The following is a 25,937-nucleotide window of genomic DNA, read 5'->3' as shown; positions in this document are numbered from 1 at the left end:
GACGGTCTCGAAGCCGGGATGGCTCCTAAACCGCCTGTTTTTATCAAATGGTTACTCTTGATCCAACCGTTTCATCTTGCATCGTTCACACCATTAACCTTGCGGCAATATCTCCCGCAGGATTTCGGCAAGCGGAGTGACTGGACGGCCCAACACCTTTGCAAAATCATCGCTCTCCACGTCCAGATAGCCCTCGCGGATTCCTTTTTGGATGTCGACGACAAAGGGGATCATCGCTTCCGGGACGCCTGCGTCTTTCATGATCTTTCCGTATGTTTCATCATCCACATGCTGGACTGGAACGTCGCGTCCGATGACGCCGGCAACGATTGAAGCCAGCTCATCCTGGGTCAGCGGCTTGCCGGACAATTCGTAAACGGTGTTGCCATGTCCTTCCCCAGCCAATACCTTCGCTGCCGCTTCCGCATAATCCCGACGTCCCGCCCAGCCGACTTTTCCCCCGCCTGCGGATGTAACCCAAGGCGCTCCTTGGGAAACGGCTTGAATCGTCCCCAGCTCGTTTTCCAAGTACCAGTTGTTGCGCAAAATCGAGTATGGAATACCCGACTCCTTGATGGCTCTCTCTGTCTCCCGATGATCCGGGGCCAGAGCCAACCCACTTTCCTCTGCATTCGGCGCGCTGGTGTAAACAATAAACTCCACCTTCGCATCCTTCGCGGCTTTGATGGCCGCCTTATGCTGCCCCACCCGATCGTTCATATCGGAGGTGGAGATAAGTAAAAGCCGGTTGATCCCGGAGAAGGCCGCATCCAAAGACTCCGGATGATGGTAGTCGCCGTAGCGCACATCAATGCCCAGAGCTTGCAGCTTCTCCGCTTTTTTCGGATCGCGGACGCTTACCGCAATCTCCTCTGCCGGTACTAACTTCAATAAATATTCGACAGTCAAAGCTCCTAAATGACCGGTTGCTCCGGTTACCAATAGTTTCACAATAAACACCCTTTCTTTCTTCTATTTCGTTACATTTGAAGACATAAATGGCTGAACGTGCCGAATTGGTAACCGCTGAAAATCACCTGCGGCTTTTCCGCTCCGGATGAACTGCCATACGCATGAAACAGCGGGATAAAGTGCTCCGCCCGGGGAACCGCGCGCCGTGCGTGTGGCGCCAACCGGTCGTATTGCAGCAGTTTTTCCGTGTCCCGGTTCACCACCTTATCGGCAATCCAGCTATCAAATTCCATTGCCCACGGCTCCGGCTGTTCTTGGCGAAACTTGATTTCATTGAAATTATGCACCGATGCTCCGCTGCCAATCACGAGGATGTCGTCGTTTCCCAGACTTTTCAATGCTTCACCGATGCGGACCTGCTCCTCCGTGGAAAAATAGGGATTGACCGACACGCTGACCACCGGAATATCCGAATCCGGATACATGTGCCGCAAAATGACCCACGCCCCATGATCTAGCCCACGGTGATGATCCCTTTTGGTTGGGATGCCATGAAGCCGGAATCGCTCCTCCACCTTCTCCGCCAATTCGGGCGATCCTTGCGCAGGGTACGTGAGCCGGTATAACTCATCCGGGAATCCGCCAAAATCATAGATGGTTTCAAGGGTCCCCTCCGCAAAAGAGACGGTCGTCTGCCGCTCCTCCCAGTGGGCGCTAAATATGACGATGGCCTTTGGTCGGTATTTTTTCCCGGCCTCCGCCAAAAAACGGGTGTACTCCGAATCTTCCAATGCCAGCATCGGCGATCCATGACAGATAAATAAAGATGGAATCATGATCTTTTACCTCCTTACCAGCGTCCCACCGCTACAAAAACAGCCAGCGCTACGAACAGGATGTTCATGCCGATAGATGAGTATTCTTTTCTCCGGGCATGAAAAACGGCGGCAAGGAGCATGACCACCGCAAGACCGATCGCTGCGATAGGCGTCAGTACCGGTGCAATTCCAGTCGCATAGGGCAAAATGACTCCCAACCCACCCAGCAGCTCCGCTACGCCGATAAACGTGACCAGCCCTTTTGGGGAGGTTTTAACCCAATCCATGCTCGCCTTCGCTTTTTCATATTGAAAAGATTTCATCATCCCTGCCATTAAAAACATCAACGCCGAAATCCCCTGTGCGATCCATAACGCGATATTCATAAAATATCCCCTCTCCTTGAATAAGATTCCTTATGGAGATATAATAATCTCTAGAATCATTATTAGGAAGTAGGCACTTTAAAGAAACATAGTATCCAAAAAGATACCATAGAAAGCTAAGGAGGAGAGCATCATGGCTTCAGAATGCAAAGTAGAAACAGCGTTAGAAATCCTGGTGGGCAAATGGAAGCCTATCATTCTCTTTCATCTTTTTTCGAAAGGGACGATGCGGTTCAGTGAGCTGCAAAAGACGCTGCCCGACATCACCAAAAAAATGCTTACCGCACAATTACGGGAACTGGAATACCACGATATCGTCCACAGAAAGGTTTATTTGCAAGTTCCCCCCAAGGTGGAATACTCCATTACCGAATACGCCAAAGGGATGCTGCCTGTCCTCGACGCCATGAACACATGGGGGACGGCGCATGTTCAACATCTAAACGAATTGTATGGCGAAAACAGGGAAGTGGAGCCGTTCGTTAGCAATGTGGATGGACTAGCGGAAGGTATGTAAACGGACGAAACTCAGAATCCCCCAGTATGAAAAGGACGCAACCTACGGCAATCGCCAGTGGCTGCGTCCTTTTTTCGCTCATTCGACTTAATGGATGATAGATAGCATGGCGCCAACCGTCTCTGCCACGGTCATGTTCGTCGTGTTGATTCTGGGATAATCATAAGCATCATAAAGATGCCGCGTATTCTTTAACGCACGTTCGATCCGGTCTGTCTCTCTCCCATCGTTTTGCATCCGCCGGACATTTTCTTCGACGTCGCATTCCAACAGAATCGGGCAAAGCTCGTAATGGATCTTATGAAGCTCCAGATCGGCGAGAACCCCTTGGAAGATTTGCTGTCTGGGGCCATGAAAGCCGTAGGGGAAAATGACCGCATCGATACTGGAAGAGCGGAAACTGTTCAGCATTAAAGCCGCGATGTTGCTCTTGAAGAGGGCAATCGTCTCCGTTGTGAATTCAAATGGATGAATCGCGCAGCAATATTCGCTGTCGATATAAGCTGATTTTTCCATCGCTGCCAGAAGCGCCTTGCTTGCAGTGGATTTCCCCACACCGTTTGCTCCGCAAATCAATATCAACTTTTTCAAGTTAGCGATCCTCCCCCTTCAAGCCCTTTATTTCCAAACCCTTTTACGGTACCTGTAAATATCTCCACCCGTTTTGCTGACGTGATAAAACGATTCAAAGCCCCGTTTCAACAGCTCATCCTTAACGGTTCTTTTCAGGTTGTCCTCTCCGATGCAATCGATGATCCAGCCTCCGTCCTTCACCACCCGCGTCAATTCGGCAATTTCACGATCGTAATCGTCTCCGACTACATGCCCGGACATGACGATATCGAAGGTATCGTCCTCGTAGGGAATTGTCTGGACTGTCCCGTCGACGACGGTAACATTAGGGATATTTTCGCGTATGATTTTGTCCCGCATATATTCCCTCAGCATATCGGTCGGCTCACTTGCATAAACCCGTCTCGCCTTTTCGGCTGCCGCAAACGCCAATCTCCCGGTGCCGCTTCCTACATCCAGAACTAGCTTGTCGGTAAAATCCGCAAGCTCAAAAAGGAGGTTTTTATCCCAATCGTAGATATAATCGCAATTTCGCTGCATGATATCGGGATAGGCGTATACAACCGAAGTCTCCATAGCCCGGATCACAAACACCTCCGCTTTTCGGACTTCGTCGGGAGGAAGATCAGATGGAGCGGCGGCCACCATGTCATCAATGGACGGCTTGCTTTCCGGACTCCTTTGAGCAAAATACCATGCAACCGTAGGATTATACTTAAGGGCAATCCCGAGGTTATTCGTAAACTCGTGCCATCCGGCATACTGGGTACTGATCATTCGAACGATCCATCTGTCCATCAACAAGAAACTACTAAACGAAAATTCTTCAGGATTGATCCAATTCAAAATCACAAATAAGCCTCCCTTTTTGGCTAACTATCGTCACCAACATACTAGCAAGCCGGGTTATCCGAAAAAAGGGAAAGTTTGGTTATATTCATCCAGGGTTCTGCCAAACCGCAAAGGCGAACTTATTGATCCGCTTCAGCCAAGATTCGGCCTGCTTCAAGCTTGGTGATCGCGGAAAGATCATGTTTGCTGCCTATCTTTTTATCGAGTTCGCGAATCTGGTCCTTCTGAGTCTTGGTAGCCGGCTGGTTTCGTATCAAGGCATCCAAATTGTCATAAGCCACTTTGCGCATCAGCACCGGATCGTCTTTCAACAAATCCAGCATTTGATACATGCCTTCGATTGCCTGTTCCTCGCCTCTTTCCATGTCATACCCAGAGTCTGTGCTTAACATGAACCGGTCCGGAAATTCCCGTATCACATCCACAAAATCCTCCAGTTTATTGGTACTGTCCGGGTTAAAAGCGGTAAATCCCGCAAAGATATCGATATACAGATTGGAATGCGCCTTAAGTAGACTCTCGATGTTTTGCGGCGAGTTATACGCGTTGGCGTGTCCGAAAATAATGGTCGTATCGGGATAAGCCTCCAATGCCTCTTCCAGCTTGAAGATAGGAAGGCCTGAGGGCGGATCGATGTGTAGCAGCAAAGGCGCCTTGTATTCCGCACAAAGCTTATACAGTTGAGGCAAGATCCCGTCCATGGGGTCATCAGCTTTCCATTCCGCGCCCGAAACAGCAGGCGAATACGTGGAAGCCGCCGCGATTTCCCCAATTCCGAAGAAGCCCTTTTCCAATTGGTCACGGGCCACTTGAAGAGCAGCCGGATCTTTCAAATTAATTCCGGAAAAGAACGGAATGATCAGTTCCGGATGCTGCTTGTAATATTCCCAAGTATAAATATCATGGGTAACCGCTATTTCCTTTGAAACTTCTCCGAACAAGACTACACGATCGATGCCGGCATTTCCCCACAGCACCAGCTTTCCGGCTATCCCCAAAACCGAGCCATGATTATGAGCATCCGCCAAGGGTAAAGAGCCGTATTCCTTTGCCCACTCCTCCATGCTTTTCACTGGCGCCTCCGTCGGAGCAACGGTTGAGGTAGGTGCAACTGTCAATGTCGGTTCAACCGTTGGTATCGGCTGGGCGACTTGTTGAGGCTCATGATGAGGTTTTAGCAAGTACCCGATTAGTAGCACGCACCCTACCAATACTACAAAGCTAACCAAAATCGTTTTCCACAAGCCGAATCGACCTTTTTTCAAACGATTCATCCTCCATATGAGAGATCAACTAGATTCGTAAGAATACAGATACCAAAATTATACATGACAAACGATCGGTTGGAATATGCAATGCAGACATCCATGAACTGCCGACTAGACTCCAGACGAAACCTCAAGGTAACGGCCTCTTGCTTTATCGCAATTGGAACTAGAAATCTCTGGAGATCGGATTTAAACTAATGAAAGGAAATCGCAGTTGGAACCATGCGTTAATCACATGAACGATAAGTTGAGGGTGAACCCATGTTCGAGCGAGTAAAATTAAAACAAATCAAGGATCACATCTGGTTAATGAATGACAACGACGAAGCAACTGGCTATCTTGTGGTAGGTTCACAAAAAGCAGTGATCATCGACACGATGAATGGCTATGAAAATGTGAAAGAGATTGCAGAAACGTTAACAAGCTTACCGCTTATAGTCGTGAACACCCACGGTCATCCCGATCATATCTATGGCAACATCTATTTTGATGAAGTCTTTATTCATCCTGACGATATGGCGTTGGCGCAGCATTTTTATCAGGAACCGCTGTTTACGGAAGCAATCGAGCAAATGAAGCTGAAACCGGCGGCTTTTCGACCGATTCTCTCAGGCGAAATGATCAACCTTGGGGAGATCGAGCTGGAAGTCTATGGCGTTCCGGGACATACCCCGGGAGGCATCTGTTTGCTGGACCGTCGGGATCGGATCTTGTTTACCGGTGACAGCATTATTGAACAGACGTGGATGCAGTTGGAAGAAAGCATGCCCATGGAGGTGTTCCTCCACTCTCTTGATGCGCTGAAGGGAATTCGCGGTGAATATGATTTCATCTTAACCGGACATAGTCGAGACATTGAGGATGCGTCCCTCTACGAAGATCACCGGAATGCTGTGAAAGAAGTCTATGAAGGTAAGAATGAAGGGGATATCTCTTACGAATGGTTTGGCGGCACGTCCAAAGCCCACCCTTACGGCATAGAACCAAGAAGAATCGTCTATAAATGAGGACAACTTGAATCCGGAATCTCCTACCCCTTCATGACCGGCCACACTCGATCATTCATTGGGATGATCCATGGCCCGGACATGGAGGGGTTATCATTTTGGAGAAATCCATTAGATAACTTGCCGTGTCCCCTGTTAATCCTTAAATTCTCCTCTTTTTAACCAGTGACAAGAAGCGGACAATGATGAGCGGAGTACATAGCCAAAAAAAAGAAAAGCCGCCGAATGGCAGCTTGATTGGTTTAAAATGGCTTAATAACACAGCTTTTTATTTTTCTTCTTCATTAGCGGGTCAATGATCAACTCGTGAAGCAAGATGAATAGCAGGCCTACGCTAATCGCATGGTCGGCAAGATTGGAAATCCCTCTGCCGAAATCCAAAAAATCCGTCACCCGTCCGAAAAGCAGCCGATCGATTGCATTTCCGGCAGCACCGCCGGTAAAGAGCGCCGCACCGCACTTCAGCATCACGCCGTTCAGCCTGCCTTTGCGCAACAGGTAGACGGCTATGAAGACGGCGAAGATCGCGGGAACTATAAAGTATCTGCCATACCCTTCAAAGCTGCTTCCCATAGCGCCGGTATTTTGATAATACGTCAATTGAAACCCTTCCCGCACGGGAATGGATTGTCCCACGATCATATGGAGGCGAACCCATAGCTTTACAGCCTGATCAAGTAAAACGACGAGTAAGAATAAGACATAGAACAAGCTCCTCACCTCGGATGCATGATTTTATATTCGTTTGATTGATCGGAGTATCATGTGATCTTTATCATACCACAAATCATCTCGTAGGCTCTTCGATTCCGCCCCGTTTCTCTTCCTGGGAAGGCGCTCAGCCAGCCGCCACGAAAAAAAAGACGCAGCCGTTCGCCCAAGCGAACAGCCGCGTCTTAATCTTTTCTATCGTTAATCATTTACTTGCTTGCGGAAACGATCATCTTGCAAATATCGTTGGTGAATTGAACCGGGTCCTCGACGGACAGTCCTTCGATCAAGAGTGCCTGATTGTAGAGCAGGTTGGTAATCAACGCCAGCTTGTCTTGATCTCCGGCCGCCTGCTTCAGGGATTGGAACACCTCGTGGTTGCGGTTGATTTCCAGCACCTTTTCCGCTTGGACGCCAGGGCTGTTCGGCATCATCTTCAATACCTTCTCCATCTCGATGGTCACTTCGCCCTCGGCGGAGAGACAGACCGGATGGGAACGCAGCCGTTTCGAGGCTTTGACCTTGGATACTTTTCCTGCGAGCACGGAGGACATGGACGCGAACAAGTCTTGGGATTCCTTATCTTCCTCGGCCGCCTCGTCCTTATTCTCGTCGGTGTCGATACCGAGATCACCACCGGATACGGAGCGGAACTCCTTCTCCTTGTAATTCATAATCACTTTGATGGCGAACTCGTCCACGTCGTCGGTAAAGTAGAGGATCTCGTAGCCTTTTTCCGCGACCAGTTCCGTTTGCGGCAGCTTCTCAATGCGCGCGTTGGATTCCCCGGTGGCGTAGTAGATGTACTTCTGCTCTTCCGGCATGCGAGAAACGTACTCGTCCAAGGTGACCAGCTTCTTCTCCTTGGAGGAATAGAACATCAGCAGATCCTGCAGCTCTTCTTTGTTGGTTCCGTAATCGCTGTAGATGCCATATTTCAGTTGGCGGCCAAAAGAGTTGTAGAACTTCTCGTAGTTTTCTCTCTCGTCCTTGAGCATGCTCTTCAGTTGGTTTTTGATCTTGCTCTTGAGGCTCTTGGCGATGAGCTTCAGTTGGCGGTCGTGCTGCAAAAGCTCCCGGGAGATGTTCAGGGACAGATCCTCGGAATCCACCATCCCCTTGACGAAGCTGTAGTAATCCGGCAGCAGGTCGGAGCATTTGTTCATGATCAAAACGCCGCCTGAGTACAGCTCCAGACCTTTTTCGAACTCCTTGGAGTAGTAGTCGAAAGGAATGTTTTCCGGAATGAACAAAATGGCGTTGTAGCTCACCGAGCCGTCGACGCTGACGTGGATGTGCTTCAAAGGCTTGTCAAAGCCATAATGTTTTTCGGCGTAAAAATTGGCATAGTCCTCGTCGGTCAATTCATTCTTGTTCTTTTTCCAGATCGGGACCATACTGTTGACGGTTTGTTCTTCCGTGTAATCCTCCCACTCGTTCTCGCTGCCTTCCTTCGGTCTGCTGCTGGAGATATCCATACGGATCGGGTAGCGGATGAAGTCGGAGTATTTCTTCACGATAGCCTTCAGGCGGTATTCCTGCAGGTATTCGTCGTAGTTTTCGTCTTCGGTGTTGTCTTTGATCTTGAGGGTGATCTCGGAACCTGGGGCTGCTTTCTCCGCAGGCTCGATAGAATAGCCGTCTGCTCCGGCGGATTCCCATTTATACGCTTCCGCCTCGTCAACGGAGCGGCTGATCACCGTCACCTTGTCGGCTACCATGAACGCCGAATAGAAGCCGACGCCGAATTGGCCGATGATGTCGTGGCCGTCTTTGGACTCGTTTTCTTTTTTGAAGGCGAGGGAACCGCTCTTGGCAATGACGCCAAGGTTGTTTTCCAAATCCTCTTTCGTCATGCCGATACCGGTATCCGCGATGGTCAAGGTACGGTTTGCCTTGTCCACGGTGAGACGAATATAGTAGCTATCTTTGTCAAACACCAGTTTTTCGTCGGTCAAAGCCTTGTAGTACAGCTTGTCGATGGCATCGCTGGCATTGGAAATCAATTCTCTCAAAAAAATCTCTTTGTGAGTGTAGATGGAGTTGATCATCATTTCCAGCAGCCGTTTGGATTCGGCTTTAAATTGCTTCTTTGCCATGAAGTGCTCTCCCTTCAATAAAAAGCATATATTCTTGTTTGTGCTCTATCGCCTATTTTAGCACTCTAGCCACCAGAGTGCCAACCCTCATTCTTTATAGCATTTCTTCATTTTTATGTCAATGAAATCAAGTCCCCGCAGCCCCTGCAACGCAAAAAAGCCTCCCAAGATGGGAGGCTGCGTAAACGGCAAATCTTTATCGCCAAGGCCGTTCAAAATCGTTCATGAACGGTACCATGATTGACGAATTTGACTTCTTCCACTTTTACGGACGTCTCTCCGTAAGGAACCGCAAGCTGGCGCACGTCATCCCGCCGGGTCATCAGCAGTTGAAATCCGATGGGAGACAAAAAGGAAACGTGGCCGCTGGCGGGATCCGTTTGATCGGGAAAAACAATCGTATACGATTCCGTCGAGCCGTCATCCAGATAGCGCAGCTCCAGCTTGCTGCCGATAAGCGCTACGGAGTTGAGAGTTTCTTCATTCAAGTCCCTGAGAATACTCTCGACAACGGAGGTATAGTCCGCCAATGTCTTTTCTGCGGCGCGGCGTTTTTGATTGTGATCCGGAAAATAGTGATCGAGAAAGTGAATCTTCTCCTCGTCAAAATAAACCAACTGATTGGTCAGCTGCAGACGTGTCATTTGATCCAGCAAACTAGGGTTCATAGTAGATCTCACCTCCCTTGCGAAAAGCTCCACGTGCACCGAATATAAAAGCGCTTACCATATCAAAACCTCCTATAGAAATATAGACCTCCGCGCAGGGAGGCCTTATGTTCATTATAGCAAGGAATCCGAAAGGTTCCAATCCCGACTCAAGATCAGAGAGGACGCCATCAGAATGGATATTCCTTGTACCCAAAGTTCGTCAATACAAATTGCCCTGCTCGATATTCGACATCAGCATTAACAGCACCATAATATTGCGGCTCAACGAAATTTTCAAAACCGACGCCAAGACCGAATTCCGCCTTTAGCTTGCCTCCCTCCGCGGAAAAGCCGACAATATTGCCGAAAAGAGGTGTGTTCCTGGGCTTGCCGAATTCGTCCGCCTTATAGCCGTTTACTTTTGCCGAATAAGTTTTTCCGCCGGTTGTAATCTTGTACGCCAGCTCGCCCGCTTTCATTTCGCTTTTCATTTGAACAGCTTTCATGAGCTGCGGCACATAATCCTTAAAGACATGGTCGCTGAAATCCTGCATGCCGACAATGTGCAGTTCCTCAACGGAAACTCCGGTTCCGGAGCCCATATACAGGATGACCGCAAGCTCCTCCGTTCCGTCCCCGTCGTAATCGGCCACCGCCATCCGTGGTTCAATGCCTCTTGGTGTCATGTAGATCCAATTGTAAGCATGAGAGTTCTTGCCAATGTACAAAACGACTCCATCAAAATCTGCACTATACTTGCTGAATAAATAGACATCTTTGTCCGGTAAGCTCGCCAACAGCCGGGTTTCGTACGGGATCGTCGATTCCTCGGGTGAACTTGTCGCTCGAGCCGTGCGCAAATGCGGTGGTGGTGTTATCTCGGGCGCGCTTGTTGGTGCAGTTGTTGTTGTTGTTGTGACTGCGGTTGCCAACGGAGTTGGCTTTGCCGTTATTTCTGCGGATACCGATTTCCTTGCATTTGCCGAATCAGCCGCACTCCCTCCCGTCTCCGCACAGCCCGCAAGAACCGCGCACCCCACCATCAAAATGACATAAAAACGAATGAACCGCACACCCATGTCCTCCCCATTTTCCAGTTACATTATGATTACTAGAATAGACGTCTGGCACCTCACCTTTGTTGTAAATATATTCCCTTTTCACGACAAAAAACCGGAACAGCTTCGGTAAGCTGTTCCGGCCTCGCGACTCCCTAGTCAATAATCTCCCTCGCCTATCCCGCTGTCCAAGCCTGCAGCTCCTCTTCCGTTGCCAAAACGCTGTGGGTATCGGACACTTGATGCTGCACACCTTTTCCGTAATCAATACCGCTGGTTGCATAATCGTAAGCGATGGCCACCCGCGATTTCTCCTTGACTGGATTGGCGTGGGGAATGGCCGACAGCAGCGATTTCGTATAGGGGTGGATCGGATTATCGAAGATATCCTGAGTCGTCCCCGTCTCCACCATATGTCCCAAATGCAGAACGCCGATACGGTCGGAGATGTACTTCACCATGGACAAATCGTGGGCGATGAACAGAAGCGCGATACCCGTCTCCTCTTGAATATCCTTCAGGAGATTCACCACCTGTGCCTGGATGGACACGTCGAGGGCGCTGATGGCTTCGTCGGCAATGATCAGCCGCGGCTCCATGATGAGAGCCCGGGCAATACCGATACGCTGCCGCTGCCCGCCGGAAAACTGGTGGGGATACCGGTTCGCATGCTCCCTGGACAATCCTACCTTGTCGAGGATGCGGTACACCTTCTCCGTCCGTTCCTGTTTCGAGCTGTACAGCTTATGGATGTCCAGTCCTTGGGCGATGATGTCGATGACCTTTTTCCGCGGATTGAGGCATGCCATCGGGTCCTGGAAAATCATCTGCATTTTCGTGCGCAGCAGCCTCAGCTCTTTGCGGTTCAAATTGCCAGAGATATCGGTGCCTTCAAACGTAATCTCGCCAGAGGTCGGCTCGTAGAGCCGGATGATCGACCGGCCGATGGTGGACTTGCCGCTTCCGGACTCCCCAACCAAGCCATAGGTTTCACCGGTGCGGATCTCGAAGGAGACGCCATCCACGGCCTTCACCGTATATTTGCTGCTCATGCGAAAATGCTGCTTTAACTCCGTTACTTGTAAGAGCGGTGTTCCTGCCATGCGCTCCCCGCCTCCTTTACAATCCGGTCGATCCGGTGCCGCAGGTTCTCCGGCATCGGGATCTTCGGCGCATTTTCATGAAGCAGCCAGGTGGCCGCATAATGGGTATCCGAAACTTTGAACATCGGCGGCTCCTGCTTGAAATCGATGTTAAGGGCATTAGCGTTCCGCGGAGCGAAAGCGTCCCCCTCGATCTTGTGCAGGAGATTCGGCGGGCTGCCGGGGATGGTGTACAGCTTTTCATTATCCGTTCCAATGTCCGGCATGGAGGAAAGCAGACCCCACGTATACGGATGCCGCGGATCATAAAAGATGTCGTTCACCGTACCTTTTTCTACGATTTTCCCTGCGTACATGACCGCTACGTAATCCGCCACCTTGGCCACGACACCCAAGTCATGAGTGATATAGATGACGGAAATTTGCGTCTTTTTCTGAATTTCTTTAATCAACTCAAGAATTTTTGCCTGAATGGTCACGTCCAGAGCGGTAGTCGGCTCATCGCAGATCAGCACTTCGGGATTGCAGGCCAGCATGATGGCGATGACCACCCGCTGTCGCATGCCGCCGGAAAGCTGGTGGGGGTAGCTCTTCATCCGCTTCTCCGGATCGGTGATGCCGACTAACCGAAGCAGCTCCAAAGCCCGCGCCCGCGCCGCCGATTTTGACATGTTCAGGTGGATGATCATGCCTTCCATGATCTGTTTGCCGATGGTCATCGTCGGATTGAGCGAGGTCATCGGGTCCTGAAAAACCATGGCGATCCGCTTTCCGTTGATGCGGTTGCGCATTTCTTTTTTCGAAAGCTGGAGCAAGTCCTGGCTGACCTTCTCGTTCTCCCGTTCATATTTGAACTGGATCGTACCGGAATTAATCATCTGATTGCTGCTCAAAATGCGCATGATCGCCTTTACCGTAACGGACTTGCCGCTGCCGGACTCGCCCACGATGGCTACGGTTTCCCCTTTATGCAAATCCAGGTCCACACCGCGAATGGCGTTCACCATGCCGTTAGACGTTTGAAACGATATAGATAAATCTCGAATGGAAAGCACCGGTTCACTCATTTATGTTCACGCTCCTCTAAAACTCCACAAGTGGACGACGGCTTTGCCGTCTCCTGATATCCCGCAGGCGGACGACGGCTTTGCCGTCTCCCTACATTTCCTTCATTTTCGGGTCCAGCGCGTCTCTTAGACCATCGGCCAACAGATTGAAGCTGAGCATCAAGAGAGCCAACACCACAACCGGCGCTACGATCATGTACGGATAGATGGTCATGGACTTGAAGCTTTCGCTGATAAGCGACCCGAGTGAAGCCATCGGCTGGGGAATCCCTAAACCGATAAAGGCGAGGAACGCCTCGGTGAAGATGGCACTTGGAATCGAGAACATCGACATAATGATGATTTGGCCGAGAATGTTCGGTAGGACATCCTTGAAAATGATCGCGAGGTTTCTCGCCCCAAGAGTCCGGGAAGCCAGGACAAACTCCTGCTCCTTTAGCTTCAGCATCTGTGCTCGGGCGACTCGGCTCATGCCGATCCAGCCGGTAATCATAAGCGCGAGGGTAATCGTCACAAGCCCCGGCTTCAAGACCACGATGAGCAGCGTAACGATAACCAGATTGGGTATACCGCTTAAGATCTCGATAAACCGCTGCATGATATTATCGACTTTACCGCCAAAATAGCCCGAAATCAGTCCGTAGCCCATGCCGATCACCATATCGATGGCAACGGCGATGAGCGCGATATAAAGGGAAATGCGGGTCCCCATCCAAGTGCGGGTCCATAAATCCCGTCCGAGAGTATCGGTGCCGAAGGTGTAGTAAACGTCCTTGAGGCCTTTTTGCTCGTAAGAATTGATGCCATTGGCGACGCCGTTGAAAATCGGCATGTGCTCGAAGCCGTGAATCCGTGGAGCCAAGCTTTTGTGCCGGATATTCATGGATTTGTACGTATGGTCGCTGACCATCGGTCCGACGATGGCGAAGATGGCGATAATGGCAATGACAATGAGGCCGAATACGGCGCCTTTATTGGCTTTGAACCGGTTGAACGCGTCTCGCCAGTAAGATTGGCTGGAATAATTGTGGTCGATCTGAGCCCTGCCTTCATTGTTGGAGAGCTCAAAATCGGATGGTTCGATAGCTGTCGTCGGGTTAACCATGGTTCTCCCCCTTTGCCAAGCGGATTCTCGGATCGATAACCCCGTACAGGATATCCACGATCAGCATGGTGACGATGAACATCACGCTGTAAACAAAGGACAAAGCGAGAATCACATTATAATCGTTAACTTGGATAGCGGTTACAAGAAGGCTTCCGATACCCGGAATGGAAAAGATCTGCTCGACCACGAGACTCCCTGTCATCAAGCTGACGATGAGCGGCGCCAGAACCGTAATGATCGGGATCAAGGCGTTGCGCAGGCCGTGAACGAGAATGAGTCTCCCCCGCTTCACCCCTTTGCTCTCGGACAGCAGCATATACTCCGATCCGAGGACTTCGATCATCTCCGATCGGGCGAACCGGGCCACCGTCGCTACCGTGAACATCGCGAGAGCGATCGTCGGCAATATCGTCGAGAAAATGGGCTTATGGGCGGAATAGAGAATCGGGAACCACCCCAACTTGGATGCGAGAAAATAGGAAAGCGCCAAGGCGAAAACATAGGATGGGAAGCTGACGCCAATAACAGAAATGAAGGTGGTCAGGTTATCGACGAAGCTGTTATGCTTGAGTGCCGCCACAATACCAAGAATGATGCCGATCACGGTTCCCAGCAGCACCGCCTGAAAACCGATCTGCAAAGAAACGGGCAGACGGGCGTGGAGCATGGTGGAGATTGGCATATTTTTTTGAATGACATAGGATACGCCGAAGTCGCCGGTGAGCATCGCCTTAATGTAGTTGAGGAAGCGCACGAATAAAGGTTGATCTAGTCCGTATTTAGCATTCAACAACGCACGTTGTGTCGCATTGATCTTCTCATCATTGAAGGGAGAACCCGGCATAAACTCCAACATCAGAAACAAAACAAGAAGAATGAATAATACCGTCACGATGGAAATGGCCAATCGTTTGAGCACATACCGTTTCAAATACACTCACCTCTTAAAATACCAAATTACAGTGACGAAGATTCGCCACTGTAATTCGGCTGCTCAAATGGCACAATACATTTGCTGTTATGGGTGATGCTGTCTGTTACTGGTTATTTCTTTTCAGCGTGCTTGTAGAAGATATTGACGCCAACGGAGTGGAATTCCATGCCGGTCACGTTCGGCTTAATGAGCACCGCGTTGCCTTTTTGATAGACCGGGAAAATGACCGCTTGATCCATTACGATATCTTCTGCCTTCTTCAGAGCTGCCCAGCGTTCCTCCGGCTTGCTTGCCAAATCGCCTTTGCTGGCGCTAGCGATGAGGCCGTCGTAATCCTTGTTGGACCAGAAGCCGTAGTTGTTCGGGCTGCCGGTGATCCACATATCCAGGTAGGTCATCGGGTCGGCATAGTCAGGACCCCAACGGGTCAAACCAACTTGGAAATTCCCTTGCTGCATGAGCTCAACCCGGTTCTTTTTCGGTTGGGATTTGAGTTCAAAGGTCACGCCTGGGAGCGTAGATTCGATTTCGGACTGGAGGAATTGGGCGACGAGGGTTGCCGATTCCGTGTCTTCGAACAGCAGCTCCAGCTTAATCTTGTCGATGCCGAGTTCGGATTTGGCTTTGTTCCAATATTCCAGCGCTTTCGCTTTGTCCGTCGTCGGGTATTTGCTCGCCGTTTCCCGGTAGTCCTTACCGTCTGGACCGGCTGCGAGCAAGGTCGGAACCGCGAAGTCGGCGACGATAGAGCCATCCTTCAAGATTTCGTCGACGATAGCTTGCTTGTCGTAAGCCAACGACAGTGCTTTACGCAGGTTCACGTTTTCCAAGCCTTTGACCTTTTGGTTCGGAGACAGGTACCACAAGTAACCCGCCATAATGCTATGGTATTCGGGGCTCTTTTGATACTTGGTAATTTGCTCGCCTGACAATTGAACGTAGTCCAAGTCGCCTTTTTCATAAGCCAATACAGCTTGTTGGGTATCCTTGATGACTTGATAGTTCAGGCCATCCACTTTGATGTTTGCCGCGTCATAATAATCCGGGTTCTTTTCCAGGAAAAATGTCGTTCCGCCTACGTCCCAGGTTTTCATTTTGAACGGTCCGTTGGCAAGGAGCGCATCCGCGGTCAAAGCGTATTGAGCACCTTTTTCTTTATAAAAAGCTTCGTTGATCGGATAGAAAGAAGGGAATGCCATGAGAGAGTTGAAGAAAGCGACCGGACGGTCCAGTTCGACAACCAATGTCTTGTCGTCGGTGGCTTTTACGCCCAGCTCATCGATGCCTTTCTTGCCGGCTACGATGTCGTCAGCGTTCTTCACGCCTGCAACGCCCATGATAAAGCTGTACTCGCTGGCGGTTTCCGGGTTGACCAGACGCTTCCAGGCAAATTCGAAATCCTTTGCCGTTACCGGCGTTCCGTTGGACCATTTGGCGTCCCGGATGGTGAAGGTGTACGTTTTGCCGTCGGCGCTTACGTCGGCTTTTTCCGCCATAGCCAGTTGCGGCACGCCCTTTTCGTCGATGGTGTAGAGCCCTTCGATGGTTGCTGCAATGGCTTCAAAGGACAGACCGTCGGTAGCGATGGCCGAGTCCATGGAAGCGAGTTCCACATCTTTGCCCAAGTTGATAATCTTGGAGCCACTTGCCGCTGTATCCGGCGCTTTGCTGGCATCCGTTGAAGCCGCTGTCGATGGCTTAGGTGTGGATGAAGCGCTCGAATCGTCGCTCTTCTTGGAGCAGCCGGCGAAAACGAGAACAACCGATAGAATGATCATGAGTATCGTTGCTTTTTTCAAGAGCCTTTCCCCCCAATGATAGAATAAAAGATAAAAAACCCTAGAAACTGCTAGGAATTTTAAGCCTTTTTTGAATTATACTGAGCCTAGATTTTAGTGTCAATATAACTATCACGCTATGAAGGAATTTTTTTAACCATTGGTCATAACGATGTTGATTCAGGGGAATAAAAAAGATATATTTGGCTTTTTATGAATGAAATCCAAAAATCAGTCACGTTACAAGTTAATTAATATAACATATAATAATTTGAAGTGGATATTTTATCTATTTTTTGTAGAATGATTTTCCACACTATTAATTTTGTGAAAACGCTATCTTACATAAACAAAAGTAAAAACCCAGCTTATAATAAGGGTTTTAGCGCTTTTATTCGTTGTTTTATCTCTACGTTAATTAGGTGAAGCGTTGAAACCGTGAATGACTAATTTGATAAAGTACTGTGAAATTTATGAGCCGAATTGTGACTTAGGTAGCGTCCCTTCAGGTAGCTATGATCTTACACGTTCTCATGCGCCCTCATGGCTCGAAGATTGGCTTCCTTCGGCTTAGCTGCTCAGCTGAAGTTTCCAACCGATTCCATTGAGATGCAAAAAAACCGCCAGATGACGGTTTTGAGTCTTTAGAGCAGCTATAAAGTTATAGAGTCCACTGCGCCAACGCCGCATCATCCCACACTTGTACCTCGATATACCGCTCCGGTCCTTTGTCCCCTGCAGCATTCCATTCTTGAGGCAGGCCGAATTGGTTAACCACGCGAATGATCTCGTCCAGCGTATAGACTTGCCCGCGATAGGGTTTGCCGTCGGCGACATTCATCGTGGGGAACAAGTCTCCGTAGGTAAAGCTGATCGTCTCCGGCTTAAACTCGGCAAGGGGAATCGCAAGCCCCTTCCCATTCGGGTACCATTCCAGAAGCCAAGGGCATTCCCCCATCGTCATGTAGTGGGGAGCCCGACGGACAGGCTTGCCGCCTTTGGCGATGAACTGCTCCCGCGCCTTTTCTTCCAAGCGGCGCCTTACTTCCAAATAATTCGGGGCCCTTCTGCTGGCGAATCCCCGATTTTTCCGGCGGATATCCTGAAGGACACCCTCGGCTTCCTCAAGCTCCAGATCGGACAGATTACGGAAGGGGCCTGTCGTTTCATCGTAATAGTGGTATAAGAATGGGTTCTCGTTCATGTTCATCCTCGCTTTACGGGTCAACGATTATTAGGTATAGCTCCACTTTACCATTCTCCTCCGCCATCCCCATATCCTCTATACAGACTTTTTTGCCAACTTTCATTAAAACCATTTTCTATCTTAAACCCGTCAGCTCGAACAGGTACTATGGAAATAGAAGAATTCATCGAACGGAAAGAGACCAAGCCGGAGGTGACGAAAATGTACTTGCAAAACGGATCATTAGCTATACGCCCTGCAACGGCCAAGGATGCAGCCACGCTAGCCTGTTGGTGGAACGATGGGGAGATCATGGCTCATGCCGGGTTCCCCAACGGGATATACACGACGGCGGCGGAAGTTGCCAGAAGCCTGAAAACCGATACGGACTGGAACCGGCGGCTGATTCTGGAACTGGAAGGAACGGCCATCGGGGAGATGAACTATCGGACCGTTGCCGACAACACCGCCGAAATCGGCATCAAAATATGCGACGTCTGCCAGCGGGAAAAAGGCTTCGGCACCCAGTATTTATCCATGCTGATCACTTATTTATTTGACCAAGGGGATTACCGCAAAATTCTCCTCGATACCAATCTGCGGAACATCCGCGCCCAGCATGTCTATGAAAAAATCGGCTTCCGCCGTGTCGCCGTCCATATGAATGCCTGGACCGATCAGCTCGGCGTGCCGCAATCTTACGTCGATTACGAGCTGATTAGAGAATGGTTCAGGCAGTTGAGAGGCTGCGAAACGAAACCCGCTGACACCGAACCCTGCCTATACGGCCTTTGCTAAACGAACCTAAACCGGCTCCAGCAGCCCCATGTCCAAGCAGGCGTTCACCGACAGTTTCTTAAGGCCGGCAGAAAATTGAACCTCTATCGTTTCTTGGCTAAGCTGCAAAATCTCGCCCTCGCCAAACGCCCGGTGTCGGACCCTCTGCCCGATTTTCATGTCAAACCGGCTCTTAACCGCCCGAGGGTTCGGCAGCGTCAGCGGCAGTTTCCGAGCCCCCCCGCATCGGCTTAGGTTCTACCAGAGCCTTCATAATCCCCCGCACCTCCGTGACGAAAACGGACTCCGCCGTCTTTGCCCCATCCTTTTCCCGGTAGGTCAGCAGTTCCAGGCGGGTCTTGGCTCGGGTCATGCCCACATAAAACAACCGCGCCGCTTCCTCCATCATCGCATCCTTTGTCTCCGCCGCCCCGCGCCGGTCATCGGAGGAGGGGAGATTGCCCTCCACCAAATCGATCATATATACCCGGTCAAACTCCAACCCCTTTGCGCTGTGCAGCGTGGAGAAGGTGACGACGTTTTGGCCTTTTTTTCGCTTCGACGATTTCAGCGCTGCATCCAGTTCAGTCAACCGTTTCGCAAAGTCCTCCATCGTCGGGAGCGTATCCGCGATCTCCTCCAACGTGTTCAAAATGCCGATCAAATAGTCTTTGCGGAAACCGAGGCGTTCGCACATTTTCTCGATGGCCTTCTCGTAGCCCAACTCAATGCGAATAAGCCGAATGGCTGGGAGCGGCGCCATGCCCTTCATTTGCTGTATCGTCATCTTGCAGCTTTCCACCAACTTAACCTGGTAGCTTTGAAGAGGGACATGCGCGAGCAAATTATCAAAAACCGACTCGCCATTGTCGATACCCTTCAGCGCGGCCATCTGCTGCTTGGTGATGTAGGCGTTCAGCTTGAGGTGGATTTTTTCGAAAATATCCGTCCGTTTGTCGGAAAAGGTTAACCTCATAAAATTCAGGATATCCTCCACCACCCAATGTTTGAAAAACCGGTTGTCCGCATCTTTCATGTAAAAAGGAATCCCCGCCCGCTCAAATACGTTCATCAGGATGATGGAAGAGGCATTATTGCGGTAGAGAACGGCTACTTCGTTCAACTGCTCCAAGCCTGAAATCTCCTGAACCAGATGTTTCGCCTGCTCTATAAAATCTCCAAAGCTCTTGATTTCAATAGCGCCATCTCCCGCCGGGTTCAGGGTGAACATGTTTTTGCTGTAACGGTTTTTGTTGCGCTTGATGAACTGGTTCGCCGCCTGCACGATTTGCCGGGAAGACCGGTAATTTTGCTCCATAAAAAGAGTGACGGCCTCGGGATACACCCGCCTGAAATCAAGCAGGTAAGACGGGTCCGCCCCACGCCAGCTATAGATCGACTGATCATCATCGGCGACAACGCACAAATTGCGGTGCTCCTGCGCCAGTTTTTCGATAATGGCATGTTGGATCGCCGAAGTGTCCTGACTTTCATCCGTCAAAAGGTAGTCGAACCGCCGCTGCATTTTCCACAAAAGCTCCCGGTCCGTCTCCAGCGCCTCATTCCCGATGGTCAGCATATCGTCAAAATCAATCAGCAGCTTGTCCGGCTGCGAACGCTTGAACGCCTCATACTCGCGAAAAATCCGCTCCGCCTGAGGTACGTCGCATTTCACCAGATGCAGCTCGTCTAGCGGGATTCTTTTGTTTTTGACATAGCTGATATAGGTCGTAAGCTCCTCCAGTTGATCGTCGGTGATCCGCTCGCCAGCCAGCGATGAATACATCTCCCGCAAAATCAGCTTCTTATGTAGCGGCAGCGGATTATCCAGTCCGGAGGCTTCATCCTCTTCCCGGTCGATCTCTCCTTCGATGATTTGAAACTTCGTCCGGGTTTTGCGAAAATGCTCCCGCACCACCTCAAAAGCAAAGCTGTGAATCGTGGAAAAATCCACAGGTTCCAGCCCGGGAAAAAACCGCTTGTACCGCGCCTTCATATCCGCAGCTGCCGCCTTGCTGAAGGTCACTGCTTTGATCCGCGAGGGATTGACGCCTTTTTCCTCTATTAAAAAGCCGATGCGCATAATGATCGTCGTCGTTTTACCCGAACCCGGGGACGCCAAGAGAAGCAGCGGTCCCTCCGTTTGCTGCACCGCCTGTTTTTGCACATCGTTTAACTCTATGCCTAGCTCCTGTTTTTTTCGCTCGAAAAAAACTGATAGTGCATTCATTTCTGGTTGTCCTTTCCACTTTCATTCTCTCTAATCGCGATAGCTTTTTATTATAACATTACCGGGAATCTATCAACCATAAACGGGCAGCTTTATATATCAAATCGGCATCAAGGACCCCGATCTATTGGAATCAGCCCTCATGCGGCCCTTTCTGCAGTTCAATGATCATTATTTTGTCATGAATCAAAAAGATGCTGAGAATTTTACCGTCGACATGGTAAATCACCAGTACACTTTTCATGAGATAGCTGACATTATTCAGAAGAATTGCACAGTTACATAAATGCATAAAAAAGGGAGGCTGGTTGAATACAGTCTCCCTTTTCGATTTATCACAAGATTTTATCGATTCGAGAAATCGTCCATTTCCCGTTATCCATAACCAACTGAAAAGATAGCTTATGTACGCTTCCGTCCTCTCCCTTAAACGATACCGATACGGTAGACTGGCCGGCGCTCTCCGTCACCTCATAAGGCATGTAATCCTCATACTCCCAAAGGCTTTGCATAATCGCTTCTATCCAAGCATCGTCCATTTGGAATTGGCCGTGTTTCGCATATAGCTGTAGAAGCCGGCTCTCCATATCGGGAGATGGCCGGGAATCATCGTACCCGTATAAAATCTTTAACGATAGAAACTGTTCAACGACCGATTTGGGATCTGCCGGGTAATCCGGAAGGTTCACTACCATTCCGTCCAAGACAAACTCACCATATTTCAACAAATACGTTCGAGTCACATCGTAATAAAGCACATCATAACTGTAACGATTCTGGACATAACCATCGTATAGGCCGTCTCCATCGAAATCTTTCAACTGGTCGTTTCCCGCACCGGTGGGGGATGCGCTGTACACGAGAGTGGTCAATGCGTTATTATCCACAGCCAATAATTCAAAACCTGTCATTGGACCGCCGTTCGTCAGCAGCAACAGGATGACCGGATAATCTCTGCCCTCTAATCGAACCAACTGCATCTCGTAGACGCTATAACCTCCGGCCGACCATTCGCCTCCTACTTCTTCAATGCCGCCTTCCGATTCCCTTAGGATATAGAGCGAGTTGATATACTCGGAATCTTTGCTGATCACGATCACCTCATCGGCAGCTTCCGGAGTAAGGTCCGCAAATTGGATGGATGTGCTCGACCAGTCTTCATCGAGATGCTTCGCCTTTACGAAATCCAAGAAAGGCTTGAACTCCGCCGATCCGTTTTCTTGCAAGATCGCCTCCGGAGAATTCGTCCGATCCTCCTTCATGGTTGTGCTCGGTGAAGATGTTGCCCCATTCGGATCGGGAGTTGGAGCCGTCGTTGGAGATGGAGAAGCCGTTTCTTTAAACGATGCAGAAGTTGGCGCTCCCTTATCTGTTTCCTTTTCCGCGATCGGAGCTGCTGTTTCCGTGGCCATTGTGCGAAGGGCCGTATCCGTGCCGGTTTCAGGGGAATTCTGGCTGGTGACAGTCACGGCGGGAGATGAGCTAAACTTGCAGGAAGATAACAGCATTACCGTCATTATGCAAACACAAAAGGAGAGGAACGGACGTTTCTTCACGGGACACCGCCCTAGTTTTTTCCTTATCATACCATCCCTATTCATGTCGAAAAAGCCCACAAAAACGCCGAATTCATTGAAATTCGTCGGCTTGCAGGCTGAATGCTGTTCCATATTTTTCGATTGAGATTTACTTCGAGCGGAACATCAAATAAAGAAAATACGGCGCGCCGATGACCGCAACGATGATCCCGGTAGGGATTTCGGCGGGCTGCAAAATCCACCGCGCCAGCGTATCCGACACGAGAACAAGCAGCGAGCCAGCCAGAGCCGTCGTCGGAATGAGAATCTGGTACCGGCTGCCCACCAGCTTTCGAGCCAGATGCGGCGCGACCAAGCCCACGAAGCCGATGCTGCCGCTGACGGCGACACAGGAACCGGCCAAGCCGACGGCGGCGGCCAGAAGCAGCACCTGCTGCCGGCTCACGAACACGCCCAACCCCGATGCCATCGACGGTCCGAGATGGAGAACGTTTAACGTCTGGGCTTTGTAGTAGACAAAGGGAAGCAGGATGATGATAAAAGGCAGCAGCGCAACAACGTAGTCCCAGTTTTTCGCCCAGATGCTGCCGGCGATCCAGGTGGAGACGAATTGATACTGCTCCGGATTGATGCGAAGCGACACGACCAGCGTCACCGCCGAAATACCCGCGTTGATCGCGACGCCGTTCAGAACGAGTCGGTTCGAGGACAGCCCTTTGTTTTTCCGGTAAGAGATGACGAAAACCAAGGCAGCCGCACCGCCGCCGCCAATCCACGCCAGGAATGGCAGCAAATAAGCCGGAGCATCAGCAGCCGTATGGTAAAAAGCGACATACAGCAAAATCATCAAGCCGGCGCCGGAGTTGATGCCGATTACGCCAGGATCGGCTAAAGGGTTTCGGGAGAGGGCCTGCAGCACTGCACCGGAAACCGCTAGTCCCGCTCCGACGAGCAGAGAGATCACGATACGCGGCAGACGAAAGTCGAACAGGATCAGCCTTTGCCGATCGGTCCCCCCGCCGAATAGCGTGCGTAGCAAATCCGCCGGCGTCAATTTGATGACTCCCGTGTTCATGCTGACGACGAAAGCCGCAAGAATACCCACGATAAACACGCTCACCACGATCAAGTTACGGGTGCGTCTGTGCCGTTCAGCCGGAGATAAAGGAGAAATCCTCGCCATTACAACTCGCCCCCTTCCCGGTTGGCAAGATAGAGGAAAAAAGGAACCCCGATGATGGCGATCATCGCCCCGATCGGCGTTTCAAAAGGCGGATGAACGGTACGCGCCGCCAAGTCGGCGAGCACGACGAGAACCGCCCCAAGTACGGCGGAAGTGGGAATAATCCAGCGGTAATCGACGCCCACAAGACGTCGCGTCAAATGGGGAACGAGCAAGCCAACAAAGGAAACCGCTCCCACCACCGATACAGCCGTTCCCGCCAAGATGACGACGATCAAGCCGCCCAAGAGTTTCACCAAGCCGGTGCGAAGTCCAAGCCCTCTCGCCACTTCTTCGCCCAAGCTTAAGAGCGAAATGGAGCGTGACAAAATGAACGCGCCGATCAGCGCCACGACGATCCAGGGAAACATGATTTTCAAATGCATCCACCGCATCCCGGCAGCGCCTCCCGCATACCAGAAGGCCAGATCCTGGCCGATATGGTAGTAAAGGGCGATGCCTTCGCTAAGTGCCGTTAGCAACGTGGAAAGCGTAACGCCCGCAAGAACAAGCCGCATCGGCGACAAGCCGCCTTTTACGCTGGCGCTGACCCCGTAGACAAAAGCCGTGCTGAGCGCCGCGCCGAGGAAAGAGTACAGAATGAGATATTTATAGTCCATTCCCGGAAAAAAGGCGAAGATGATGGCCAGGGCGAAACCCGCCCCGGAGTTCAATCCGAGCAAGCCGGAATCCGCCAGCGGATTGCGTGTCATCCCCTGCATGATCGCGCCGGCCACAGCGAGGCTGCTCCCGACCAACATGCAGCCCAACACCCGCGGCAGACGCAGCTCATGAATGATCTGATGCTCTTTCAAACTCGAATCATAGTGGAAGACGGCATCCCATACGGTCAAGAAATGAATATCCTTCGCCCCGAAGGTTACGGACAGCACGATGCCGAAGAGCAGCGCGATAAGTCCGCCTGCCATAACAAGAATGGCGATAGGGGGCCGTGCGTAGAGTCCCCCGCCCTCTTCCATTCGATCTCGCTCGGGTGTTAGTTGATCCGTTTTTTTCGTCACAACGATTTCTCCAGTTATGTAATAAAAAATAGAAATGATGCAAAAGCGAAAAGAGGGACGTGAAGTCCCCCTTTATCTTATCCCGCAGCTTATTTCGCAATGCTTTCCAGGACGTTGTCGACCATTTGCGAGCTTGCGATCGGTCCGTAATACAGCCAGCTGGATGAAGCCGGATATTCAAATACTTTGCCATTCTTGACAGCCGGAACGGATTTCCAAAGCGGGTCGTTCAGCGCTTCGGAGCCGGTTGCTTTATCGCTGTTGACCAAAATGATGTTGTCGGCGTCAAGATCGGCCAATTTTTCCAGGGAGATGGCGTTCCAGTTGCCCTTTCCGCTTGCCGAAATTTCTTTCACGACATTAGGAACCTTCATGCCGAGATCGTTGTAGAGGACGGCACCGCTGGACATTTTATCGCTGACGACATAGAATTGCTTCTGCACGAGCCAGATGGCGGCGACGGATTGATCAGGTGCTGCCGCTTGCAGCTTCGTTTTTGCATCGGCGACTTTTTGCTCGTAATCGTCCAGCACTTTCTGCGCTTCCCCGCTCTTGTTCAGTACTTCGCCGATTTTCAGCAGAGCCTTGCGCCAATCGTTGTTTACTTCATCTCCAAGCACGAAGGTCGGCGCGATCTTGGCATATTCGTCATACTTGCCACCGTCCACCGAGCTGTTGGAGCCGATGATCAGGAGATCGGGCGAAAAGCTGGCCACCGCCTCATAAGGCAGATCGTAGGCAATGGTCGGGATGCCTTTCAACGTATCCTGCAAATAATCTTGAATGCCGTTGGCGACGGACCATTGAGCAGCAGGCTTCACGCCAAGAGCTACCAAGTAATCTTCCAAATAAGAAGCGATAATATTTTTCGGATTGGCAGGAACGACTACCTCATGACCCATGCCGTCTGTCATTTTCTTCTCCGTTGCCGTCTCAGCCGCCGGTGTTGTCGTTGCTGCTGGGCTTACGGTTTCGGTTGCGGGGCTTGCGGACTCGCCGCTCTCTTTTTTATCTCCACATGCCGCCAGCCACAGCGCCATGACCATCAAGCTAACCAGTACCAGTATGGATCTTCTCTTTCCTTTACCCACGTAAAAAGCCTCCTATTAGAATGATCTGA

Annotated in this window: 23 protein-coding genes and 1 pseudogene; 3 read left to right on the top strand and 21 right to left on the bottom strand. The window is 50.6% G+C overall.

The genetic code is table 11. The features are described from left to right. Positions 1–93: 93 nt before the first annotated feature. The 3 genes from TJ79_RS06560 to TJ79_RS06550 are packed head-to-tail and all read right to left on the bottom strand — an operon-like array spanning position 94 to position 2,116. Positions 94–951: an SDR family oxidoreductase gene (locus TJ79_RS06560; RefSeq protein WP_040949512.1), complete on the bottom strand. Its 858-nt coding sequence runs from the start codon at positions 949–951 to the stop codon at positions 94–96. Between the two features lie 29 nt (positions 952–980). Beyond that, complete coding sequence (locus TJ79_RS06555; RefSeq protein WP_040949484.1) at positions 981–1,748, bottom strand: DODA-type extradiol aromatic ring-opening family dioxygenase; 768 nt, start codon at positions 1,746–1,748, stop codon at positions 981–983. Positions 1,749–1,762: 14 nt separating this feature from the next. Further along, positions 1,763–2,116, bottom strand: coding sequence for a DoxX family protein (locus TJ79_RS06550; RefSeq protein WP_040949483.1), 354 nt, complete (start codon positions 2,114–2,116; stop codon positions 1,763–1,765). A 133-nt stretch (positions 2,117–2,249) separates the two neighbouring features. Between TJ79_RS06550 and TJ79_RS06545 the strand changes: the two genes are divergently transcribed. Next, complete coding sequence (locus TJ79_RS06545; protein WP_052339341.1) at positions 2,250–2,633, top strand: winged helix-turn-helix transcriptional regulator; 384 nt, start codon at positions 2,250–2,252, stop codon at positions 2,631–2,633. 87 nt (positions 2,634–2,720) lie between these two features. On the opposite strand, the gene TJ79_RS06540 is transcribed toward TJ79_RS06545, so the two are convergent. The 3 genes from TJ79_RS06540 to TJ79_RS06530 form a co-directional block, all read right to left on the bottom strand. Then, positions 2,721–3,224, bottom strand: coding sequence for an AAA family ATPase (locus TJ79_RS06540; RefSeq protein WP_040949482.1), 504 nt, complete (start codon positions 3,222–3,224; stop codon positions 2,721–2,723). Between the two features lie 27 nt (positions 3,225–3,251). Then, a complete protein-coding gene (locus TJ79_RS06535; RefSeq protein WP_040949481.1) occupies positions 3,252–4,058 on the bottom strand; it encodes a class I SAM-dependent methyltransferase in 807 nt (268 codons plus the stop codon). A gap of 119 nt (positions 4,059–4,177) precedes the next feature. Beyond that, entirely contained in the window at positions 4,178–5,323 is a 1,146-nt protein-coding gene (locus tag TJ79_RS06530; RefSeq protein ID WP_238322846.1) for an amidohydrolase family protein, read from the bottom strand. A 264-nt stretch (positions 5,324–5,587) separates the two neighbouring features. Between TJ79_RS06530 and TJ79_RS06525 the strand changes: the two genes are divergently transcribed. After that, positions 5,588–6,334, top strand: a complete 747-nt coding sequence (locus TJ79_RS06525) for an MBL fold metallo-hydrolase (protein ID WP_040949480.1) — start codon at positions 5,588–5,590, stop codon at positions 6,332–6,334. Positions 6,335–6,586: 252 nt separating this feature from the next. Here TJ79_RS06525 and lspA read toward each other — a convergent pair whose 3' ends face one another. The 10 genes from lspA to TJ79_RS06475 form a co-directional block, all read right to left on the bottom strand. Then, positions 6,587–7,045: a signal peptidase II gene (gene lspA / locus TJ79_RS06520; RefSeq protein WP_040949479.1), complete on the bottom strand. Its 459-nt coding sequence runs from the start codon at positions 7,043–7,045 to the stop codon at positions 6,587–6,589. Between the two features lie 209 nt (positions 7,046–7,254). Beyond that, a complete protein-coding gene (gene htpG, locus TJ79_RS06515) occupies positions 7,255–9,144 on the bottom strand; it encodes a molecular chaperone HtpG (RefSeq protein ID WP_040949478.1) in 1,890 nt (629 codons plus the stop codon). A gap of 212 nt (positions 9,145–9,356) precedes the next feature. Continuing rightward, the gene (locus tag TJ79_RS06510) at positions 9,357–9,812 is read right to left on the bottom strand and encodes a GreA/GreB family elongation factor (RefSeq protein WP_040949477.1); all 456 of its coding nucleotides are present in this window, start codon (positions 9,810–9,812) and stop codon (positions 9,357–9,359) included. 170 nt (positions 9,813–9,982) lie between these two features. Continuing rightward, complete coding sequence (locus tag TJ79_RS06505) at positions 9,983–10,867, bottom strand: hypothetical protein (RefSeq protein WP_040949476.1); 885 nt, start codon at positions 10,865–10,867, stop codon at positions 9,983–9,985. Between the two features lie 161 nt (positions 10,868–11,028). After that, positions 11,029–11,955, bottom strand: a complete 927-nt coding sequence (locus TJ79_RS06500; protein WP_040949475.1) for an ABC transporter ATP-binding protein — start codon at positions 11,953–11,955, stop codon at positions 11,029–11,031. Then, positions 11,928–13,022, bottom strand: a complete 1,095-nt coding sequence (locus TJ79_RS06495; protein WP_040949474.1) for an ABC transporter ATP-binding protein — start codon at positions 13,020–13,022, stop codon at positions 11,928–11,930. Before TJ79_RS06495 ends, TJ79_RS06500 begins: the two co-directional genes overlap by 28 nt. A gap of 91 nt (positions 13,023–13,113) precedes the next feature. Beyond that, positions 13,114–14,127 carry an oligopeptide ABC transporter permease gene (opp3C, locus tag TJ79_RS06490; RefSeq protein WP_040949473.1) on the bottom strand — a complete coding sequence of 338 codons (1,014 nt, stop codon included), beginning with the start codon at positions 14,125–14,127 and terminating at the stop codon, positions 13,114–13,116. Next, positions 14,120–15,061 carry an ABC transporter permease gene (locus TJ79_RS06485; RefSeq protein WP_040949472.1) on the bottom strand — a complete coding sequence of 314 codons (942 nt, stop codon included), beginning with the start codon at positions 15,059–15,061 and terminating at the stop codon, positions 14,120–14,122. Before TJ79_RS06485 ends, opp3C begins: the two co-directional genes overlap by 8 nt. A 113-nt stretch (positions 15,062–15,174) precedes the next feature. Continuing rightward, complete coding sequence (locus TJ79_RS06480; RefSeq protein WP_040949471.1) at positions 15,175–16,863, bottom strand: peptide ABC transporter substrate-binding protein; 1,689 nt, start codon at positions 16,861–16,863, stop codon at positions 15,175–15,177. A 640-nt stretch (positions 16,864–17,503) separates the two neighbouring features. After that, complete coding sequence (locus tag TJ79_RS06475) at positions 17,504–18,046, bottom strand: hypothetical protein (RefSeq protein WP_040949470.1); 543 nt, start codon at positions 18,044–18,046, stop codon at positions 17,504–17,506. Between the two features lie 150 nt (positions 18,047–18,196). On the opposite strand from TJ79_RS06475, the gene TJ79_RS06470 reads away from it, so the two are divergent. Further along, on the top strand, positions 18,197–18,826 hold the full coding sequence (locus TJ79_RS06470) for a GNAT family N-acetyltransferase (RefSeq protein ID WP_238322844.1): 630 nt from the start codon (positions 18,197–18,199) through the stop codon (positions 18,824–18,826). Between the two features lie 6 nt (positions 18,827–18,832). On the opposite strand, the pseudogene TJ79_RS06465 reads toward TJ79_RS06470, so the two are convergent. The 5 genes and pseudogenes from TJ79_RS06465 to TJ79_RS06440 form a co-directional block, all read right to left on the bottom strand. Next, positions 18,833–21,035: pseudogene (locus tag TJ79_RS06465) on the bottom strand (ATP-dependent helicase). A 335-nt stretch (positions 21,036–21,370) separates the two neighbouring features. Next, positions 21,371–22,552 (bottom strand): nuclear transport factor 2 family protein, encoded by a 1,182-nt coding sequence (locus TJ79_RS06460; RefSeq protein ID WP_238322843.1) that lies wholly within the window; start codon positions 22,550–22,552, stop codon positions 21,371–21,373. Between the two features lie 169 nt (positions 22,553–22,721). Continuing rightward, positions 22,722–23,756 (bottom strand): FecCD family ABC transporter permease, encoded by a 1,035-nt coding sequence (locus TJ79_RS06450; protein WP_040949467.1) that lies wholly within the window; start codon positions 23,754–23,756, stop codon positions 22,722–22,724. Continuing rightward, the gene (locus tag TJ79_RS06445) at positions 23,756–24,775 is read right to left on the bottom strand and encodes a FecCD family ABC transporter permease (RefSeq protein WP_052339345.1); all 1,020 of its coding nucleotides are present in this window, start codon (positions 24,773–24,775) and stop codon (positions 23,756–23,758) included. The genes TJ79_RS06450 and TJ79_RS06445 overlap by 1 nt, the downstream gene beginning before the upstream one ends. Before the next feature lie 131 nt (positions 24,776–24,906). Beyond that, complete coding sequence (locus TJ79_RS06440; RefSeq protein WP_040949465.1) at positions 24,907–25,908, bottom strand: ABC transporter substrate-binding protein; 1,002 nt, start codon at positions 25,906–25,908, stop codon at positions 24,907–24,909. Between the last annotated feature and the right edge of the window lie 29 nt (positions 25,909–25,937).

The organism is Gorillibacterium massiliense (genome assembly GCF_000455485.1).
Lineage (GTDB): Bacteria > Bacillota > Bacilli > Paenibacillales > NBRC-103111 > Gorillibacterium > Gorillibacterium massiliense.
The sequence above is the reverse complement of the archived record's forward strand: the minus strand, read 5'-3'. Positions and strand labels throughout refer to the sequence as shown.

Excerpts from the sequence above, each read along its gene's own strand:
- TJ79_RS06525 (WP_040949480.1), top strand. The coding sequence starts at position 5,588 with ATGTTCGAGCGAGTAAAATTAAAACAAATCAAGGATCACATCTGGTTA.
- TJ79_RS06475 (WP_040949470.1), bottom strand. The coding sequence starts at position 18,046 with ATGAACGAGAACCCATTCTTATACCACTATTACGATGAAACGACAGGC.
- TJ79_RS06470 (WP_238322844.1), top strand. The coding sequence starts at position 18,197 with ATGGAAATAGAAGAATTCATCGAACGGAAAGAGACCAAGCCGGAGGTG.
- TJ79_RS06545 (WP_052339341.1), top strand. The coding sequence starts at position 2,250 with ATGGCTTCAGAATGCAAAGTAGAAACAGCGTTAGAAATCCTGGTGGGC.
- TJ79_RS06550 (WP_040949483.1), bottom strand. The coding sequence starts at position 2,116 with ATGAATATCGCGTTATGGATCGCACAGGGGATTTCGGCGTTGATGTTT.
- TJ79_RS06555 (WP_040949484.1), bottom strand. The coding sequence starts at position 1,748 with ATGATTCCATCTTTATTTATCTGTCATGGATCGCCGATGCTGGCATTG.
- htpG (WP_040949478.1), bottom strand. The coding sequence starts at position 9,144 with ATGGCAAAGAAGCAATTTAAAGCCGAATCCAAACGGCTGCTGGAAATG.
- TJ79_RS06495 (WP_040949474.1), bottom strand. The coding sequence starts at position 13,022 with ATGAGTGAACCGGTGCTTTCCATTCGAGATTTATCTATATCGTTTCAA.
- TJ79_RS06445 (WP_052339345.1), bottom strand. The coding sequence starts at position 24,775 with ATGGAAGAGGGCGGGGGACTCTACGCACGGCCCCCTATCGCCATTCTT.
- TJ79_RS06500 (WP_040949475.1), bottom strand. The coding sequence starts at position 11,955 with ATGGCAGGAACACCGCTCTTACAAGTAACGGAGTTAAAGCAGCATTTT.
- TJ79_RS06510 (WP_040949477.1), bottom strand. The coding sequence starts at position 9,812 with ATGAACCCTAGTTTGCTGGATCAAATGACACGTCTGCAGCTGACCAAT.
- opp3C (WP_040949473.1), bottom strand. The coding sequence starts at position 14,127 with ATGGTTAACCCGACGACAGCTATCGAACCATCCGATTTTGAGCTCTCC.
- TJ79_RS06450 (WP_040949467.1), bottom strand. The coding sequence starts at position 23,756 with ATGGCGAGGATTTCTCCTTTATCTCCGGCTGAACGGCACAGACGCACC.
- TJ79_RS06460 (WP_238322843.1), bottom strand. The coding sequence starts at position 22,552 with ATGACGGTAATGCTGTTATCTTCCTGCAAGTTTAGCTCATCTCCCGCC.